The 17,111-nt window shown below is 75.7% G+C and carries 17 protein-coding genes; 10 read left to right on the forward strand and 7 right to left on the reverse strand.

Annotation, left to right across the window (positions count from 1 at the left end; translation table 11 throughout):
• Positions 1-64 precede the first annotated feature (64 nt).
• Positions 65-1,849 carry a 3-hydroxyacyl-CoA dehydrogenase family protein gene (locus H6H00_RS14105; RefSeq protein ID WP_185721701.1) on the forward strand — a complete coding sequence of 595 codons (1,785 nt, stop codon included), beginning with the start codon at positions 65-67 and terminating at the stop codon, positions 1,847-1,849.
• 7 nt (positions 1,850-1,856) lie between these two features.
• Positions 1,857-2,135: an Rv1322 family protein gene (locus H6H00_RS14110; RefSeq protein ID WP_185721702.1), complete on the forward strand. Its 279-nt coding sequence runs from the start codon at positions 1,857-1,859 to the stop codon at positions 2,133-2,135.
• Positions 2,136-2,262: 127 nt separating this feature from the next.
• Here the strand turns inward: H6H00_RS14110 and H6H00_RS14115 are convergent, their stop codons facing one another.
• The 3 genes from H6H00_RS14115 to mce form a co-directional block, all read right to left on the reverse strand.
• Entirely contained in the window at positions 2,263-3,723 is a 1,461-nt protein-coding gene (locus H6H00_RS14115; protein ID WP_185721703.1) for a coiled-coil domain-containing protein, read from the reverse strand.
• A gap of 75 nt (positions 3,724-3,798) precedes the next feature.
• Positions 3,799-5,130 carry a crotonyl-CoA carboxylase/reductase gene (gene ccrA / locus H6H00_RS14120; RefSeq protein ID WP_185721704.1) on the reverse strand — a complete coding sequence of 444 codons (1,332 nt, stop codon included), beginning with the start codon at positions 5,128-5,130 and terminating at the stop codon, positions 3,799-3,801.
• Between the two features lie 172 nt (positions 5,131-5,302).
• Positions 5,303-5,743, reverse strand: a complete 441-nt coding sequence (gene mce, locus H6H00_RS14125; RefSeq protein ID WP_185721705.1) for a methylmalonyl-CoA epimerase — start codon at positions 5,741-5,743, stop codon at positions 5,303-5,305.
• A gap of 149 nt (positions 5,744-5,892) precedes the next feature.
• On the opposite strand from mce, the gene H6H00_RS14130 reads away from it, so the two are divergent.
• Both H6H00_RS14130 and meaB read left to right on the forward strand, forming a co-directional pair.
• Complete coding sequence (locus tag H6H00_RS14130; RefSeq protein ID WP_185721706.1) at positions 5,893-7,086, forward strand: acetyl-CoA C-acetyltransferase; 1,194 nt, start codon at positions 5,893-5,895, stop codon at positions 7,084-7,086.
• A 12-nt stretch (positions 7,087-7,098) separates the two neighbouring features.
• Positions 7,099-8,082 (forward strand): methylmalonyl Co-A mutase-associated GTPase MeaB, encoded by a 984-nt coding sequence (meaB, locus tag H6H00_RS14135; RefSeq protein ID WP_185721707.1) that lies wholly within the window; start codon positions 7,099-7,101, stop codon positions 8,080-8,082.
• 17 nt (positions 8,083-8,099) lie between these two features.
• Here the strand turns inward: meaB and H6H00_RS14140 are convergent, their stop codons facing one another.
• Complete coding sequence (locus H6H00_RS14140; RefSeq protein ID WP_185721708.1) at positions 8,100-9,398, reverse strand: helix-turn-helix domain-containing protein; 1,299 nt, start codon at positions 9,396-9,398, stop codon at positions 8,100-8,102.
• Positions 9,399-9,479: 81 nt separating this feature from the next.
• Between H6H00_RS14140 and H6H00_RS14145 the strand changes: the two genes are divergently transcribed.
• Complete coding sequence (locus H6H00_RS14145; RefSeq protein WP_185721709.1) at positions 9,480-9,662, forward strand: hypothetical protein; 183 nt, start codon at positions 9,480-9,482, stop codon at positions 9,660-9,662.
• Positions 9,663-9,681: 19 nt separating this feature from the next.
• Here H6H00_RS14145 and H6H00_RS14150 read toward each other — a convergent pair whose 3' ends face one another.
• Positions 9,682-10,185 carry a MarR family winged helix-turn-helix transcriptional regulator gene (locus H6H00_RS14150; RefSeq protein WP_185721710.1) on the reverse strand — a complete coding sequence of 168 codons (504 nt, stop codon included), beginning with the start codon at positions 10,183-10,185 and terminating at the stop codon, positions 9,682-9,684.
• A gap of 72 nt (positions 10,186-10,257) precedes the next feature.
• Here H6H00_RS14150 and H6H00_RS14155 point away from each other — a divergent pair, with 72 nt between their 5' ends.
• The gene (locus H6H00_RS14155; protein ID WP_185721711.1) at positions 10,258-10,599 is read left to right on the forward strand and encodes a thiamine-binding protein; all 342 of its coding nucleotides are present in this window, start codon (positions 10,258-10,260) and stop codon (positions 10,597-10,599) included.
• A gap of 2 nt (positions 10,600-10,601) precedes the next feature.
• Positions 10,602-11,318: an alpha/beta fold hydrolase gene (locus tag H6H00_RS14160; protein ID WP_185721712.1), complete on the forward strand. Its 717-nt coding sequence runs from the start codon at positions 10,602-10,604 to the stop codon at positions 11,316-11,318.
• A gap of 70 nt (positions 11,319-11,388) precedes the next feature.
• Here the strand turns inward: H6H00_RS14160 and H6H00_RS14165 are convergent, their stop codons facing one another.
• Positions 11,389-11,682 carry a hypothetical protein gene (locus H6H00_RS14165; RefSeq protein ID WP_185721713.1) on the reverse strand — a complete coding sequence of 98 codons (294 nt, stop codon included), beginning with the start codon at positions 11,680-11,682 and terminating at the stop codon, positions 11,389-11,391.
• Between the two features lie 266 nt (positions 11,683-11,948).
• Between H6H00_RS14165 and H6H00_RS14170 the strand changes: the two genes are divergently transcribed.
• Positions 11,949-12,797 carry an SCO6745 family protein gene (locus H6H00_RS14170; RefSeq protein WP_185722442.1) on the forward strand — a complete coding sequence of 283 codons (849 nt, stop codon included), beginning with the start codon at positions 11,949-11,951 and terminating at the stop codon, positions 12,795-12,797.
• A gap of 123 nt (positions 12,798-12,920) precedes the next feature.
• Entirely contained in the window at positions 12,921-13,865 is a 945-nt protein-coding gene (locus H6H00_RS14175) for a tetratricopeptide repeat protein (RefSeq protein WP_185721714.1), read from the forward strand.
• 161 nt (positions 13,866-14,026) lie between these two features.
• Here H6H00_RS14175 and H6H00_RS14180 read toward each other — a convergent pair whose 3' ends face one another.
• Positions 14,027-15,352, reverse strand: coding sequence for a neutral zinc metallopeptidase (locus tag H6H00_RS14180; RefSeq protein ID WP_185721715.1), 1,326 nt, complete (start codon positions 15,350-15,352; stop codon positions 14,027-14,029).
• A 68-nt stretch (positions 15,353-15,420) separates the two neighbouring features.
• Here H6H00_RS14180 and H6H00_RS14185 point away from each other — a divergent pair, with 68 nt between their 5' ends.
• Entirely contained in the window at positions 15,421-16,638 is a 1,218-nt protein-coding gene (locus H6H00_RS14185; protein WP_185721716.1) for a glycosyltransferase family 87 protein, read from the forward strand.
• Positions 16,639-17,111 lie beyond the last annotated feature (473 nt).

The following is a 17,111-nucleotide window of genomic DNA, read 5'->3' on the forward strand; positions in this document are numbered from 1 at the left end:
CGGACGGGCGTCCAGGGGATGGGAGACTGCACGTCAGTCATCCCCAACGGCGGAGGTAGGCAGCGTGGCACGCGAGTTCCGGACGGTCGGAGTGGTCGGCCTGGGCACCATGGGTGCGGGCATCGTCGAGGTCTTCGCCCGCAAGGGGCTGCAGGTGATCGCCGTCGAGACCGACGCCGAGGCCGTGGAGCGCGGGCGCACCCACCTGCAGACCTCGACCTCCCGGGCCGTCGGCCGCGGCAAGCTGACGCAGGAGGACGCCGACGCGCTGCTGGGCCGCATCACCACCAGCACCTCGCTCGCCGACCTCGCCGACGCCGACCTCGTCATCGAGGCGGTGCCGGAGAGCCTCGACCTCAAGGCGAAGGTGTTCGCCGAGCTCGACAAGGTGTGCCGCCCCGAGGTCGTCCTCGCCTCCAACACCTCGTCGCTGTCGGTCACCGAGCTCGCGGTGCGCACCGGGCGCCCCGGCAAGGTCATCGGCCTGCACTTCTTCAACCCGGCGCCGGTGCAGAAGCTCGTCGAGATCGTGCGCACGGTCGTCACGGAGCAGGACGTCGCCGACGACGTCGCGGCGTTCGCGGCCACGCTGGACAAGGTGCCGGTCGTCATCGGCGACCGCGCCGGCTTCATCGCCAACGCGCTGCTGTTCGGCTACCTCAACCACGCCGCGAAGATGTACGAGCAGCGCTACGCCAGTCGCGAGGACCTCGACGCCGCCATGCGGTACGGCTGCGGCTACCCGATGGGCCCGCTCGCGCTGCTCGACCTGATCGGGCTCGACACGAGCTACGAGATCCTCGACACGATGTACAAGCAGTCGCGCAACCAGACCCACGCCCCCGCGCCCGTGCTCAAGCAGATGATCACCGCGGGGCTGCTCGGCCGGAAGAGCGGGCGCGGCTTCTACACCTACGCGAAGCCGCACAGCTCCGAGGTCGTCGCCGACGCGCTGACGCCGTCCGGCACCGTGCCCGACGACGTCACGGTCCGCGACATCTCGCGGGTCGGCGTCGTCGGCACCGGGACGATGGCGTCGGGCATCGTGCAGGTGCTCGCCACCGCGGGGCTCGACGTGGTCGTCCGCGGGCGCAGCGACTCCAAGGTGAGCGCGTCGATCGCGGGGATCAAGAAGTCGCTGGAGAAGGCCGTCGTCCGCGGGAAGGTCACCGAGGAGGACAAGGACGCCACCCTCGCGCGGATCACCGGCACCACCCGGCTCGAGGACTTCGCCGACGTCGACCTCGTCGTCGAGGCCATCGCCGAGGAGCTCGACGTCAAGCGGGCGGTGTTCGCCGCCCTCGACGAGATCTGCAAGCCCGGCGCGATCCTCGCGACCACCACGTCGTCGTTGCCGGTCGTGGAGTGCGCGGCGGCCACCACCCGGCCGCAGGACGTCATCGGGATGCACTTCTTCAACCCGGCCCCGGCGATGAAGCTGGTGGAGGTCGTGTCCACGATCACCACCGCGCCCGACGTCGCCGCCTCGGTCCTCGCGCTGTGCGAGCGGATCAAGAAGGTGCCGGTGAGCTGCGGCGACCGCGCCGGGTTCATCGTCAACGCGCTGCTGTTCCCGTACCTCAACGACGCCGTGAAGATGCTCGAGGCGCACTACGCCACGGCCGACGACATCGACGCGGCCATGAAGACCGGCTGCGCGCTGCCGATGGGGCCCTTCGAGCTGCTCGACGTGGTCGGCCTCGACGTGTCGCTGGCCATTGAGCGCTCGCTCTACCTGGAGTTCCGCGAGTCCGGGTTCGCCCCCGCCCCGCTGCTGGAGCACCTCGTCACGGCCGGGCGCCTCGGGCGCAAGACCGGGCACGGGTTCCGCGACTACGCGGCGCGCTGATCCTCCGATGGCCCGAGCACGCCGACCGCGGCAGCCCCACGTGCCGCTGCGGTCGGCGTCCTACACCCGGACCGAGGGCGACTGGATCGTGCGCAGCGTCCCCGGGTCCACGGCCTCGGACCGGTCCTACCGCTGCCCGGGCTGCGACCAGCTGATCCCCGGTACCGCCCCCCACGTCGTCGCCTGGCCGGCGGGGGAGCACGGCTCGGTGGACGACCGCCGGCACTGGCACGCCACCTGCTGGGCGGCGCGCGACCGGCGCGGACCGGGGCGGCGCCGGTACTGACGGCGTCCGCACCGACGCGCCGCGGGTCGGCGAGCCGCCGGGCGTGGGGACGGCCGACCGCACGGCGGTCGCCGGGCGTCGGCGGTGCTCACCGGGCCGGGGCGCCCGGGGTGAGGGAGTTCGGGCGTCAGCGGCGGCCGGAGGTGGCGCGGGGCCGGGGCGGCCGGTTGCGCTGGCGGGGGGTGGGGCTGGGCGCACCACCGGGCTGACCGTTGCCCGGCGTCGCCGCCTGCGGGTTCGGTGCCGTCGGCTCCGGGGCGTCCGCGGCGGGTGCCTCGCCGTTCACGGGCTCCAGGTCGGTGAGGGTGTCGGCGTGGATCTGCACCGTGGGCTGGTCTAGGGCGGCCGGAGCTGCGGTCGGCTGGGCTGCGGTCGGCTGGGCTGCGGTCGGCTGGGCCGGGGCGGGCGGGGTCGGGACGGCCGCGGCCCGGGCCGGAGAGGCCTGGGCGGGGGAGTCCTCCTGCGCCGCTGCGGCCGGGATAGCCGGGTCGGGCGCTGCGGCGGGGGCGGGCGGGGCCGGGACCGGGGCGGCGGGGGCCGGCGCGGCCGGCGCCGGGGTGCGGCCGTTGGTGTGCGGCCCGGCCTCGCCGTCGAGCGGGGCGAGGGACACGAGGACGCGGCCCAGGACCGCCTGGGCGCCGGTGAGCTGCTCGGTGATGCGGCTGCGCAGGCCCGCGAGCTCGGCGACCCGACGCTCGGCGTCGGCGACGAGCCGGCGGGCGTGCTCCTCGGCCTGCTGCGCCTCCGTGCGCATGCGCTCGGCGTGGGCCTCGCGCATGCCGTCGATCTCCTGGCGGAGAGCGGCGCGCTCGGCGTGCAGCGCGGCCAGCGCCTCGGCGCGGCGCTGGTCCATCGCGATGGTGAAGTCCTCCTCGATCTCCTGGCGCCGCGCCTCGGCCTCGGCCCAGAGCCGGGTGCGCTCCTCGTCGGACCGCCGCGTCAGCTCGCCGACCTCGCCCTCGACGCCGGCCCGCTGCGCGTCGAGCGCCTGCTCGACGGCGCTGCGCTCCTCGGCCAGCCGGGCCTCGGTGGTCGCGCGGAGCTCGGCGATCTCCCGCTCCATCGTCGCGCGGTCGGCGGCGATCTTCCGCTCCATCGCGACCCGGTCGGTGACGAGCTGCGCGCGCTCGCGGGCGGTGCGCTCGGCGAGCTCGGTGGCCTCGACCTGTGCCGGGCCGAGGAAGGACGCGGCCTCCTCGCGGGCGGCGGCGAGCGTCCGCTCCGCCTCCTGCTGGGCCTCCTGACGGCGCTGCGCGGCCTCGGTCTCGGCGCGGCCGAGCATGTCGGAGACCTCGTCCTCGGCCAGCCGCAGCATCGAGCGCATGCGCTCGCTCATGCCCTGCACGCTCTGCGGGGGGCCGGCGAGCGTGCGGACCTGCGCCCGCAGCTTCTCCGCCCGCGCCCGGGCGTCCTCGAGCTCGCGTCCGAGCTGGGCCGCCTGGTCGACGGCGGCGGTGCGGTCGGCGGCCAGGATGCTGATCTCCGCGTCGATCCGGCGGAGATGGGTGTCGACCTGGCCCTGGTCGTAACCCCGGCGCACGACGTCGAATCCGGCGTCGGGCAAGGGCTCAGCGGGGTCGACAGGCATGGAACTCACCGTACCGGCTCACCGCTGAGCGCCCGGGCACGCACTGCGCGTGGTGGGGTTCGTCACTCCGACGGGTCAGATCCCCCGGAACCGGTTGATCGCGTCGAGGTGGACGGCGCGCTTGTCGGGGTCGGTCACGCCGAGCCCCTCCTCGGGGGCGAGCGCGAGGACGCCGACCTTGCCCTGGTGGCTGTTGGTGTGGACGTCGAGCGTGGCCTGCCCGGTCTCGGCCAGCGGGTAGACCTTCGACAGGGTGGGGTGGATGAGGCCCTTGTCGATGAGCCGGTTGGCCTCGAAGGACTCGCGGTAGTTGGCGAAGTGCGACCCGATGATCCGCTTGAGGTTCATCCACAGGTAGCGGTTGTCGAAGGAGTGCATGTAGCCCGAGGTGGACGCGCACGTCACGATCGTGCCGCCCTTGCGCGCCACGTAGACGCTCGCGCCGAAGGTCTCCCGGCCGGGGTGCTCGAAGACGATGTCGGGGTCCTCACCGCCGGTGAGCTCGCGGATCTTCGCCCCGAGCCGCTTCCACTCCTTGGGGTCCTGGTTGTGCTCGTCGCGCCAGAAGCGGTAGTCCTCCGCGGACCGGTCGATGATCAGCTCGGCGCCCATCTTGCGGCACACCTCGGCCTTCGCTGCCGAGGAGACCACGCAGATCGGGGTCGCGCCCCCGTTGAGGGCGAACTGGGTGGCGTAGGAGCCCAGGCCGCCCGAGGCGCCCCAGATCAGGACGTTGTCGCCCTGCTTCATCCCGGCCCCGTTGCGCGAGACCAGCTGCCGGTAGGCGGTGGAGTTGACCAGGCCGGGGGCTGCGGCCTCCTCCCAGGTCAGGTGCGCGGGCTTGGGCATCAGCTGGTTGGACTTGACCAGCGCCAGCTCGGCGAGCCCACCGAAGTTGGTCTCGAACCCCCAGATCCGCTGCTCGGGGTCCATCATCGAGTCCCCGTGCCCGTCCGGGCTCTCCATCTCCACCGACAGGCAGTGCGCGACGACCTGGTCGCCGGGCTTCCAGGCGTTGACCCCGGGCCCGGTCCGCAGCACCACGCCGGCCAGGTCGGAGCCGACCACGTGGTAGGGCAGGTCGTGGCGCGCGGTGAGCGGGGAGATCCGGCCGTAGCGCTTGAGGAACCCGAACGTCGAGACCGGCTCGAAGATCGACGTCCACACCGTGTTGTAGTTGATCGCGCTCGCCATCACCGCGACGATCGCCTCGCCCGGGCCCAGCTCCGGGGTGGCCACGTCCTCCACGTGCAGGGACTTGCGCGGGTCCTTCTCCTTGGTGGCCATCCCGGCGAACATCTCCGCCTCGTCGGCGTGCACCGTGACCGCCCGGTAGTGGTCGGGCACCTCCAGGGAACCGACGGTGTCGAACTGACCGGCGAGGACGGCGTCGCGAATCTCCAGCACGGCTGGGCCTCCGATGGCTGAGTCGTGGGGGCGGATGGGGCACCGGAGGTGCTTGACATCCCGAAAGTTACTGCGCGGTATGGTACCCGCTGCAGCGCGACCGCACCCCGTCCAGGTGGTCAGGACCACTCGACCGGGGCGGTCGGGCCCCCGTCGATCGGTCAGGTACCGGTCAGTGGGCCGCGGCGGCCGCGGGCTCCACGAGCTCCACGAGCACGCCGCCCGCGTCCTTGGGGTGCAGGAAGTTGATCCGCGAGTCGGCGGTGCCGCGCTTGGGCTCGTCGTAGAGCAGCCGGACGCCCTTGTCGCGCAGGGCCGCGCAGGTGGCGTCGATGTCGACGACCCGGTAGGCCATCTGCTGGATGCCGGGCCCGTTGCGGTCGAGGAACTTCCCGATCGGCGAGTCGGGCCGCAGCGGGGCCAGGAGCTGGATCGCCGCGCCGCCGTCGTCGCCGGGGGCCGACAGCATGGCCTCCCGGACGCCCTGCTCCTCGTTCGTCTCCACGTGCGTGGCCACCAGACCGAGCTTCTCGCCGTACCAGGCGATCGCCTCGTCCAGGTCGGCGACGGCGATGCCGACGTGGTCCACACCGATGATCGTGTGCTCTCCCATAGGCGGAATGTAACCGCATCCGCCCGCTGACGTGCGCATGTGCTCCGTGTCACGGCGTCGGGGTCGTCACGGGCGCCGGTGCTCCGGCGGCCCGGCGGGTACCGTGACGGCCACTCTCGACCACACCACCGCAGCTGCTGGAGGTCCCCGTGTCCGGTTCCGTCATCGTCGCAGGCGCTCGCACACCGATGGGACGGTTGCTGGGCCAGCTCAAGGACTTCAGCGGTGCCCAGCTCGGCGGCATCGCGATCAAGGCCGCCCTGGAGCGCGCCGGCGTGGGCCCCGAGCAGGTCGAGTACGTGATCATGGGTCAGGTGCTGACCGCGGGTGCGGGCCAGATCCCCGCCCGCCAGGCCGCGGTCGCCGGCGGCATCGGGATGGACGTGCCCGCGCTCACCGTGAACAAGGTGTGCCTGTCGGGCCTCAACGCCATCGCGCTGGCCGACCAGCTGATCCGCGCGGGCGAGTACGACATCATCGTGGCGGGCGGCCAGGAGTCGATGACGCAGGCGCCGCACCTGCTCGCGAAGTCGCGTGCCGGGTTCAAGTACGGCGACGTCACGATGCTCGACCACATGGCCTTCGACGGCCTCCACGACTCGTTCGACCAGGTCTCGATGGGCGCCTCCACCGAGAAGCACAACTCCCGCTACGAGATCACCCGCGCCGACCAGGACGAGTTCGGCGCGCAGTCGCACCAGCGGGCCGGCAGGGCCGTGGAGAGCGGTCTGTTCGGTGACGAGATCACCCCGGTGGAGGTCCCGCAGCGCAAGGGCGACCCGATCATCGTCGACACCGACGAGGGCATCCGCCCGGAGACGACGGCCGAGAGCCTGGGCAAGCTGCGCCCGGCGTTCTCCGCCGACGGCACGATCACCGCAGGCACCTCGTCGCCGATCTCCGACGGCGCCACCGCCGTGGTCGTGATGAGCAGGGCCAAGGCCGAGGAGCTCGGCCTCACCTGGCTCGCCGAGATCGGCGCGCAGGGCATGGTGGCCGGCCCGGACGACTCCAGCCTGCACGAGCAGCCCGCCAACGCGATCGTCGCGGCCTGCCGCAAGGAGGGCATCGAGCCCGCCGACCTCGACGTCATCGAGATCAACGAGGCGTTCGCCGCGGTCGGCGTCGTGTCGACCCGCAAGCTCGGCGTGGACCCGGCCAAGGTCAACCCGAACGGCGGGGCCATCGCGCTCGGCCACCCGATCGGGGCGTCCGGGGCCCGGCTCGCGCTGCACCTCGCCCTGGAGCTGCAGCGCCGCGGCGGTGGCGTCGGTGCGGCGGCCCTCTGCGGCGGCGGCGGACAGGGCGACGCCCTGATCCTGCGCGTGCCCGCCACGAGCTGATCCACTCCCCGCATGCCCCGGCCCGACGTCCCCGACCTGGTCGAGCGGGCCCGGCGCGGTGAGGCCCGCGCCGTGGCCCGGCTGATCTCCCTGGTGGAGAACGGCGTGGAGGCCGGGGCGGGTGACGCAGGGACCGCCGACCTGCGGGCCGTGGCGGCCGCGCTCGCCCCGCACACCGGGCGGGCGCACGTCGTGGGCCTGACCGGGCCGCCGGGCGTCGGCAAGTCGACGTCGACGTCGGTGCTGGTGGGGGCGCTGCGCGCGCAGGGCCGCCGGGTCGGCGTGCTCGCCGTGGACCCGTCGTCGCCCTTCTCCGGGGGCGCCCTGCTCGGTGACCGCGTGCGGATGGGCGAGCACGCCACCGACGAGGGCGTGTTCATCCGGTCGATGGCCACCCGCGGCCACCTCGGCGGGCTGGCCTGGGCCACCCCCCAGGCCCTGCGCGTGCTCGACGCGGCAGGCTGCGACGTCGTGCTGGTGGAGACCGTGGGCGTGGGGCAGAGCGAGGTGGAGGTGGTGGCCCTCGCCGACACCACCGTGGTGCTGCTCGCGCCCGGCATGGGCGACGGCGTGCAGGCCGCGAAGGCCGGGATCCTGGAGATCGCCGACGTCTTCGTGGTGAACAAGGCCGACCGCGACGGCGCCGCTCAGACCGTGCGGGACCTGCGGCACATGATGTCGCTCGACGGTGGCGCCGGCGGGTGGGAGCGGCCGGTGGTGCCCACGGTCGCCGCGCGCGGGGAGGGTGTGGACGACCTCGTGGCCGCGCTCGACGCCCACCGCGACTGGATGGACGCGGTCGGGGAGCGGCGGCGACGCCGGATCGCGCGGGCGGAGTCGGAGATCCAGGCCATCACGCTAGAGCGCGTGCGCTCCCGGATCGGCGACCTCTCCGGGGGGAGCGGCCTGACCGGGCTGGCCGAGCGCGTCGTGGCCGGGGAGCTCGACCCGTACGGCGCCGCCGACGAGCTCGCCGGGACCGTGTCGGGCCGGTAGCGGTTCCTCCCGGCGGGTCACCGGACGCCGGTCCCGCCCTCGTCGGGTCCGGTCCCGTCGGCCCGGGCGCCGCCGCGTCCGGACCCGTCGATCCCGGCTCCGTCGATCCCGGCTCCGTCGATCCCGGCTCCGTCGATCCCGGATGGGGCGACACCGGACCCGTCGGTGCGGGGTCCGGAGGTGCCGGCCCCGTCGAGTCGCCTCACGAGGCGGCGCGAACCGATCCGCTCGGCGAGCGCCCTGGCCGCCCGGGCGTGCGCGGCCGCCCCGGCGGCGTCGTCGGCGTGCAGGGCCAGGGCGAGGTCGGCGTGCAGCCCGGCGCGCACGCGGGCCGACCGCGGCGCGGCGGCGAGCGCGCCGGCCAGTGGTCCGGCCGCCGCCGGGTCGCCCAGTGCCGCGAGCGCCTGCCCGTGCCGGTGACGGAGATCGGCCAGCTCGACCGCGACCGCACCCGGGTGGACGGCGTCGATCGGAGGGGTGACCGCGGGCGCGGAGCGGGCCGCCTCGTCGAGTGCGGTGCGGGCCGCGGCGGCGTCACCCGCAGCGGCGTGGGCGACCGCCCGCGCCGCCGCCAGCCGTGCGCGGTGGGCCGGGGCCGGGGTCTCCCATCCGGGATCGCCGAGCAGGTCGACGGCCTCTCCGGCGCAGCCGACGTCGCACAGCACCTCCGCCCGGCCGACGAGCGCGTCCAGCGACAGTGCGGGGGAGCCGGCCTCGCGCGCGGCCGCGGCGGCGGTGTCGAGGAGCTGCCACGCCCGGTCCGGGTCCTCGGCGTCGAGGGCGTGCCGCCCGGCGAGGGCCGCCGCGTCGGACAGCAGCGCGGCGATCGACCCCCGCCGGGTGGGCGCCGGGGTGTGCAGCAGCGTGCGGGTGAGCTGCTCGACGAGCGCGCTCGTGACCCCCGCGGCTCCCGCGGCCCCGAGGTCGTCGTCGACCCGGTGGGCGGCGGCGAGCTGCACCCCCCACTGCTCCAGCACGGCGTCGCCGGCCGCGGCGGCCCCGGCCAGCTCCGCGCGCAGCCGCCCGGGGGCGTCCGGTCCGTCCGGCGCCGGGCCGAGCCCGAGCTGGGCCGCGGTGCGCCCGTAGAGCTCCGCGAGCAGGGCCCGGTACTCCGGCTCCGGGCGGGAGCGGCCGTTCTCCCAGCGGGAGAGCTGCGTCTTCAGGCTGGCCGCCGAGGCCTCGGGCCCGCCGCGGCTCTCCGCGAGCGCGCGCAGCGCCGCGGCCGCCCCGGACTGGGACCAGCCGCGGGCGGCCCTGGCCTCCCGCAGGGCCGTGCGGGCCGGGACGGCGTCGAGGGACGGGGCGGGCTCGGTCACGGCGCCAGAGTGTCGGACCCCGGCCGTACTGTCAACGGTGTTGACGCAACGGGTCGTCAACACCGGGAGGAGGGGGTGGCCGTGGATCTGACGACGTGCTCGGCGTGCGTGGTGGCGGGATCGGCCGGTGGAGCGGTGCTGGGGTTCGGCGTGGGCAGGCGCAGGCGGGGGCGCAGGTGCGCGCGGCGGTCGCGCTCCGGCCGCACGATGCGGGTGTGGCCGGGCCGCCGCCCCGAGCGCGACGACGGGGGCGGGGCGTCGTGAGGGGTCCGGTCGGGCCGGGTCAGGTGAAGTCGCCGGCGGCCCGGCGCACCTCGCCGAGCAGGGCGGTGAGCTGGGCCTGCTGCTCGTCGCTGAGGCCCTCCAGCCCGAAGTCGACGGCGGTCACCGACTCGGTGGCCCGGGCTCGCAGCGCTGCGCCGTCGGCGGTGATCTCCACGAGGGTGGCCCGGCGGTCGGTGGGGTGCGGGATGCGGCGCACGAGGCCGTCGGCCTGCAGCCGGTCGACGATGTTGGTCACGCTCGTGGGGTGCAGCTGCAGGCGGTCGCCCATCACCCGCATCGGGAGCCGTCCGGTGCGGGCGAACGTGAGGAGCACCAGCGCCTCGTACCGGGCGAAGGTGAGGCCGTGCGGCCGCAGGGCCGCGTCCACCGCGGAGAGCAGGATCTGCTGCACCCGCATCACGCTGGTCACCGCGGCCATCGCCCGCGACGGGCCGATCCGCTCGGCCCAGAGGTCCGCCGCTCGCATGATCGGATCGAAGGGCAGCGGATCGCGGCGGGCCATGACGGGCGACGCTAGCAGTGCCGGACCCCGGGCCCTCGCGCTCGGGCGTGCCGCTGGGGCACGCTGTCGACCATGCTCTTCGCCTTCAGCATCGCCCCCGCGGGGGGTGGCTCCGACAGCGTCGGCGACGTCGTCGCCGAGGCCGTCCGCGTCGTCCGCGCCTCCGGGCTGCCCCACGAGACCACCTCCATGTTCACCACGATCGAGTCCGAGACCTGGGACGAGGGCATGGCGGTGGTCAAGGCCGCGGTGGAGGCGGTGCAGGCCAGGGCGCCGCGCGTCAGCCTGGTGCTCAAGGCCGACATCCGGCCCGGCTTCGACAGCGGGCAGCTCCGCGCGAAGGTCGAGCGCGTGGAGGAGGCCCTGGGTGCGCAGGAGGCCCCGGGTGTGGGGGACGGGCCGGGGTCGGTGTGAGCGTGCGCACCGTGCTCGTGCACGGGGCCTGGCACGACGGGTCGTGCTGGGCCCCGGTGGTGTCCGAGCTGTCCGCGCGGGGCCACGACGTCGTCGCGGTCGACCTGCCGGGCGACCGGCCCGGTGCGGGCACCGACGCGTACGTCGACGCGGTCCTCGCCGCGGCCGGGCCCGACGGCCGGGTCGTGCTCGTGGCGCACTCGCTCGGTGGGCTCACGGTGCCGGTCGCGGCCCAGCGGCTGGGACCCGGGCGGGTGGCGGCCCTGGTGCTGGTGGCGGCACTGGTGCCGCTCCCGGGGTCGTCCTGGCAGGAACGCACGCGGGCCGAGCCGGGGATCATGGCGCCGGGGTTCGGCCGCGGCCAGCAGCGCCACGACGACGGCACCACGTCCTGGCCCGCCGACGCGGCCGCGGAGAACCTCTACGCGGGCGTGGCGGGGGAGAGCTCCGACGAGGCGGTGCGGGGCGCGGTGGCGGCACTGCGGCCGCAGGACTGGACGGTCACGAAGGAGGTCACGCCGCTCGTCGCGTGGCCCGGGGTGCGGACCGTGCAGGTGGTCTGCTCCGCCGACCGCGTCGTCGACCCGGCGTGGGGACGGTCGGGCGGGGTCGTTCCGGGGGCCGAGCTGGTGGAGCTGGAGGGCGGGCACTTCCCGATGCTCACCCGGCCCGCCGAGCTGGCCGGGCTGATCCACGACGTCGTCCGCGGGGCGGGATGAGCGCGCACACCGAGAGCCCCCGGCGCGGGAACGCGCAGGGGGCCGGCGGTGTCGGGGGTCCGGGCGCGGGTCAGCCCTGGGCCACGTTCAGGGTGAAGAAGAAGACGCCGATCAGGATCGCGGCCCCGCCCAGGGCCATGGCGATCTTGGCCTGCTTGGCCGTCACGGGGCGGCGCACGGCGGCCACACCGAGGCCGAGGGCGGCCGCGCCGAACACCCAGCCCAGGATCGAGATCGGGCTGACGAGCAGGGCCACGACGCCCACGATCAGGGCGATCTTGCCCAGGGTCGGGCTCTCCTCGCGCGCGGTCTTGGCGCGGGCCTCGTCGAGCAGGCGGTCGGCGACGGTCTTGTCCGTGCTCATGACAGGTCCTCCGGGTGGGGGAGCCGCGGGGTGGCGGCCGGCGAATGTCTACGGAGAGCGACGCTTGTGTCACTCACACATCCTCAACGACTGCCCCCAGGTCGTGGTGCTCCGCCGGTCCGGTGATCGACACGGCGGATTCCGGGACCTGTTCGATCACACAACGTCACCGGCGTGCCCCGTATCGGGTGACGCCGACCGGGTGGCGGGACGCACGACAGGAGGGTCACGACGTGGCTGATCAGCACGAACACCGGGCTCGGCGGATGTGGCGGGCGGTGGAGCCGATCCACGCCGTCACCTACTTCGCGCCCGAGTCGAAGGCGGCCTGCGACGCACTGGGCACCCGCGGCTACTGGATGAGCTACTTCGGGCTGCGCGCCGCCCCGCTCGGCGCGGCGCCGCCGGAGCTCGTGACGGCGCTGTTCTACAACTTCCACCCCGCCCACGTCGCCCGTGCGGTGCCCGACGTCTGGGCCGTCGCGCCGCCGGAGCGCTACCTGGAGGCCCGGCTGGAGGCGGTCGACGCGGCGCTGCGGCGGCTCGTCGGGCCCGAGGTGCTGGCCGGTCCGGAGGTGGCCGAGGCCGCGAGCATCGCGCGCGCCGCCGCGCTCGCCGCCCCCACCGCGGGCCGGGCGCTCGCCGCGGCCAACGCCGCGCTGCCGTGGCCGGACGCCCCGCACCTGGTGCTGTGGCAGGCGCAGACGGTGCTGCGCGAGCACCGCGGCGACGGCCACGTGGCCGCCCTGCTCACGGCCGGGCTCGACCCGCTGGAGGCCCTGGTCGTCTTCGCCGCCGACCTGGGGCTCGACGCCGCCGCACTGCGGCTGCGGCGCGGCTGGTCGGAGCAGGAGTGGGACGCGGCGGTGGGCCGGCTGGCCGAGCGCGGCCTGCTCGACGCGGCCGGCGCACTCGACGAGGAGGGACGCCTGCTGCGGGCCGAGGTGGAGGCGCACACCGACGCGCTGGCCGACGTCCCGTGGCTGGCGGTGGGGGCCGAGCGCGCCGAGCGGCTGGTCGAGCTGGCGGCCCCGCTGGTCGCCGCGCTGGCCGCGGGTGACGGCTTCGCCCCGGACAACCCGATGGGTCTGCGCCTGCTGCCGGCGGCGGGGTGAGCCGCGCACGGGTTCGGCTCGGTGTGACCCAGGCATCGTCACCGGTCTCCACGTGCCAGGATGGGTCCTGTGTCACGACCTGATCCCCGTCGGGCGGCCCAGACGGCTGCGCTGTCCTCCGCGATGTCCGGTGCGGTCGATCTCTCCGCGCTGAAGGCCCGTTCCGACGCTGCCAACCGTCCCAGTCCCGCACCGGCCGCCGCCGGTCCCGCGCCCGGCGGCGGTCCGCCGAAGCCGGGCCCTCCGGCGGGCTTCGTCATCGACGTCACCGAGGCCGACTTCCAGGCCGAGGTGCTCGAACGCTCGATGGTGGTCCCCGTCGTGGTCGACCTGTGGGCCGAGTGGTGCGGTCCCTGCAAGCAGCTCTCCCCGGTGCTGGAACGCCTCGCCGAGGCGGCCAGGGGGTCGTGGATCCTCGCGAAGGTCGACGTCGACGCCAACCCGCGGATCGCGCAGGCCTTCGGGGCCCAGTCGATCCCGATGGTCGTCGCGGTGGTCGCCGGCCAGCCGGTCGACGCCTTCAACGGAGCGCAGCCCGAGGCCCAGGTCAAGCAGTGGATCGGCTCGCTGCTCGACGCGCTGCGCGAGCGAATGCCGGCGATCGCCCAGGCCGAGGCGGCCGCCGGCGGTGGCGCCGCGGAGCCCGAGGAGGAGCCGGAAGACCCGCGCTTCACCGCGGCCGAGGACGCGCTCGAGCAGGGTGACTACGCGGCGGCCGAGGCGGCCTACCAGGACATCCTCAACGTCGAGCCGGCGAACGAGCAGGCCGCGGCCGCGCTCGCGCAGGTCCGCTTCCTCGCCCGGTCCGAGGCGGTCGACCCCGAGGCCGTCGCCCGGGCCGACGCCGCCCCCGACGACGTCGACGCGCAGCTGGCCGCGGCCGACGCGCAGGTGGCGGGTGACGACGTCGAGGCCGCGTTCGCGCGACTCGTCGCCACCGCGGGCCGGGTGTTCGGCGACGACCGCGACCGGGTGCGCGAGCACCTCGTCGGGCTGTTCGAGCTGTTCCCCGCCGACGACGCACGGGTCACCGCCGCCCGGCGGGCGCTGGCGCGCGTCCTGTTCTGACGGTCCCGCGCAACTGGTCGCCGTTCGCGCACCGCACACCGTGCGCGAACGGCCGCCGGGTGCGCGGGCCGCGTGCGGTGACCAGCTGAGCGGAGAGCCGCCGGGGCAGCGGGCCGCGACCCGAGCCGGACGGTCCGGCGGCCACCCGCCACCGGGCCCGTTCAGCAGGCGGCCGGCCCGCCCCGGAGTCCGTCCTCGTACCGCGCCACCCGCTCGTAGCCGTGCTCGGCGGGGTCGGCCCGGCCGGCCGCGTCGCGCGCGGCCCAGTCGTCGGCCAGCAGGACCTGCACGGCCTCGTCCAGGTCACCGGGGGAGAGCCGGAAGTCGACCGGGGCCACGAGCAGCTGTCCGGCGTAGGCCCCGGCGAGGCAGACCGCGGCGTGGCCCGCGTCGACGCCCTCGACCGCGGCGCCACCCGCCCGCAGGGCGGCCAGCCCGTAGCGCCCGCTCACCAGCGTGGCCCCGGCGAAGTCGCCGAGCTCGCGGTGCAGCGGGGTGAGCTCGGCGAGGTCGACGTCGACCGCGCTCGGTGCCAGCGGATCGGCGGCCGGGCACAGCCGGGCCGGGCCCTGGGCGGCGGCCTCCGGGCAGCCGTCGGTCACCAGCGGCGGGGCCGTCCATCCCGGCACGCCGGACAGGGCGGTGGACCAGTCGCGCGCGTCGCGGCCGACGGCGACGAGCAGGTCGGGCAGCGGCAGGTCGCCCGCGCGGGCCTGGTCGGCGGCTGAACCGAAGCGCACCTGGGTGAAGCCCCGCTCGGGGACGGTCATCTCCGCGCAGCGCCGGGCCCCGTCGTCGAAGCCGGCGCGGAAGGCGGAGACGCGGTCGAACGCGTTGCCGTGCGCGCCCTCGTCGCCCGCGGCCACGCCGAGGGGGTCGCGGAACCCGACGAGCGTCTGCAGCGCCGCGTCCCGTTCCGCGGTGCCGACCGGCAGGCCGGGGACGGGGTCGTCGGCGAGGTGGCGGACGACGACGCCGGTGTAGCAGTCGGCCATGGCCTCCTGCAGGATCGTCGGGTAGGCGGCCGGGTCGCGCGCCGCGGCCTCGTCGACGCCGAGTCGGGTCTGCACCGCGTGCCCGATCTCGTGGGCGAGCACCACGACGACGCCGACGTGGCCGTGCTCGGCGAACAGCGCGGGGACGAGCTGCGCGGCGTCCCACACCACGGCGTCGGCCGAGGGGCAGTAGTAGGCCTGGTCGGCCACCTCGGCGATGTCCTCGACGCAGGGTGGGAGGGCGTCGCCGGGGGAGACCGGGAGCAGTGTGGCGATGTCGGTCCACCCGCGCCCGAACGCCGCGGGGAGCTCGATGCGCCAGAAGTCCTCGATCGCGGTGGTCGCCGCGGCGGCGGCCCCCGCGGCGTCGGTGACCGGGGCGGCCACGGCGGCCGTCGGGCCGGTCGGGTCGGCGGCCGCGCCGCGGCCGGCGACCACCTGCGTGCACCCGGCGAGCAGCAGCACGAGCAGGAGGAGGGCGACGGCACGCACGCGCCCATCATCGTCCGGACCGGCCCGCGACGGGAGTGGTTCCACCCCGTCGGATAGCGTCGATCCCCGTGCCCGACCCGCGCCCCACCCGCCTCACGCCGACGACCGTGCTCGCGGCGGTGGTGGTGCTCGCGTCAGTGGTGACGACGGTCGTGCTGCACGTCCGCCACCCGGACGCACTGGTCACGCTCCTGCCGCTCACCGACATGCGTGACCTGCACGTCGACTTCGACACCTTCTGGCACTCGGCCGTCGCGCTCACCCAGGGCCTCGACATCTACGACACCCCCGCCAAGCTCACGAACCTCAACCCGCCGCTGCTGACGGTGCTGCTCGTCCCGTTCGCCGGCCTCGACGCGCTCACCGCGTACCGGCTCTTCGCCGCGCTGACGGCGGTGCTGGTGGTCGCGTCGGTCGTCGCGGTGGCCCGGGAGCTGCGGCTCGGCGCGGGTGTCACGGTGGCGGCGGTGCTCGTCGTGCTGGCGTCCTCGCCGCTGCACGGCACGCTCGTGCTCGGCCAGATCTACCCGCTGCTGCTGGTGCTGCTCGTCGCCGGGTGGATCGCCGAGCGCCGCGGACGGCCGCTCCTCGCCGCGGCCTGCTACGGCGTCGCGGTCGCGCTCAAGCCGTCGCTCGCGCCGCTGCTGCTCCTGCCCGCGGTGCAGCGCCGCTGGGCCCCGATGCGGGCGGGGATTGCCTCGGCGGCCGTCGCGACGCTGGTCGGGGTGCTGGTCGCGGGCCCGTCGAGCGCGATCGAGTGGCTGACGATCGCGCTCACCGAGGGCGTGCCCGACACCGTCGACAACGCGTCGTTCCCCGGGCTCGCGATGCGGTTCGGGGTGCCACCGGTGCTCGGGCTCGTCGCCGGGCTGGCCGTGCTGGTCGGAACGCTGGTGTGGGTCGGGCGCCACCGCGACCGGATCGACCCGGCCGGCACCGTGCCGTGGGCGGTGGTCGCGGCCGGGCTGCTGTTCTCGCCGATCGCCTGGCACAACTACCTGCTGCTGCTGGTGCCCGGCGTCCTCGTGCTGGTCACGCTGGGCCGGGGCGCCCTGGCGACGGCGCTGCTCGCGGTGACGCTGGTCCCGGTGTCGTGGAACGCGATCTGGCCGACCGATCCGAGCCCCCTGGAGGAGCTCGGATCGGACGTGGGCCGGTCGCTGTACTGGGCGGTCCTGCTCGCCTACTGGGTGGCGCTGCTGTCGGCCAGCCCATTGCGGCGGTCGGTGCCGCCGGCGACGGGTGCGGCCGACGAGCCGGCGGACGCGGGCGCCTCCACCGGCTGAGCCAGAGCGTGCCGTCCGGTCGGGGCCCCCTCGTCCGGGACCGCCTCGTCCGGCACCTTCTCCACCGGCGTGGCCGCGACCGGGGTCGACGGCGGGTCCGCCGGGGTGGCCGGGGCGAGCACCGGTGCGTCGTCGGTGACCGGTGCGGCCGGGGCGTCGTCGAGGACGGCCACGGCGGGAGCCGCGTCCGCCACCGGGGCCGCTGCGGCGACGACCGGGTCGCCCGCCGCCACCTCGGCCGGGGCGGAGTCGGCCGGGGCGGTGTCGGCCGGGGCCGTGTCGGCCGGGGAGGGGTCCACCGGCACCGGCCCCTCCGGAGCGGCGACGACGGCGGTCCCGGCGGCGTCCGGTGCCTCGTCGGTGGCGGGCACCTCCACGTCGGCCGCCTCCACGTCGGCCGCCTCCACGTCGGCCGCCTCGCCGGCGGATCCGGCGCCGGCGGCCGCAGCCGGGACGGACGGGCCGCCGGCGGG

The sequence above is a fragment of the Pseudonocardia petroleophila genome (assembly GCF_014235185.1).
Classification (GTDB): Bacteria; Actinomycetota; Actinomycetes; order Mycobacteriales; family Pseudonocardiaceae; genus Pseudonocardia; species Pseudonocardia petroleophila.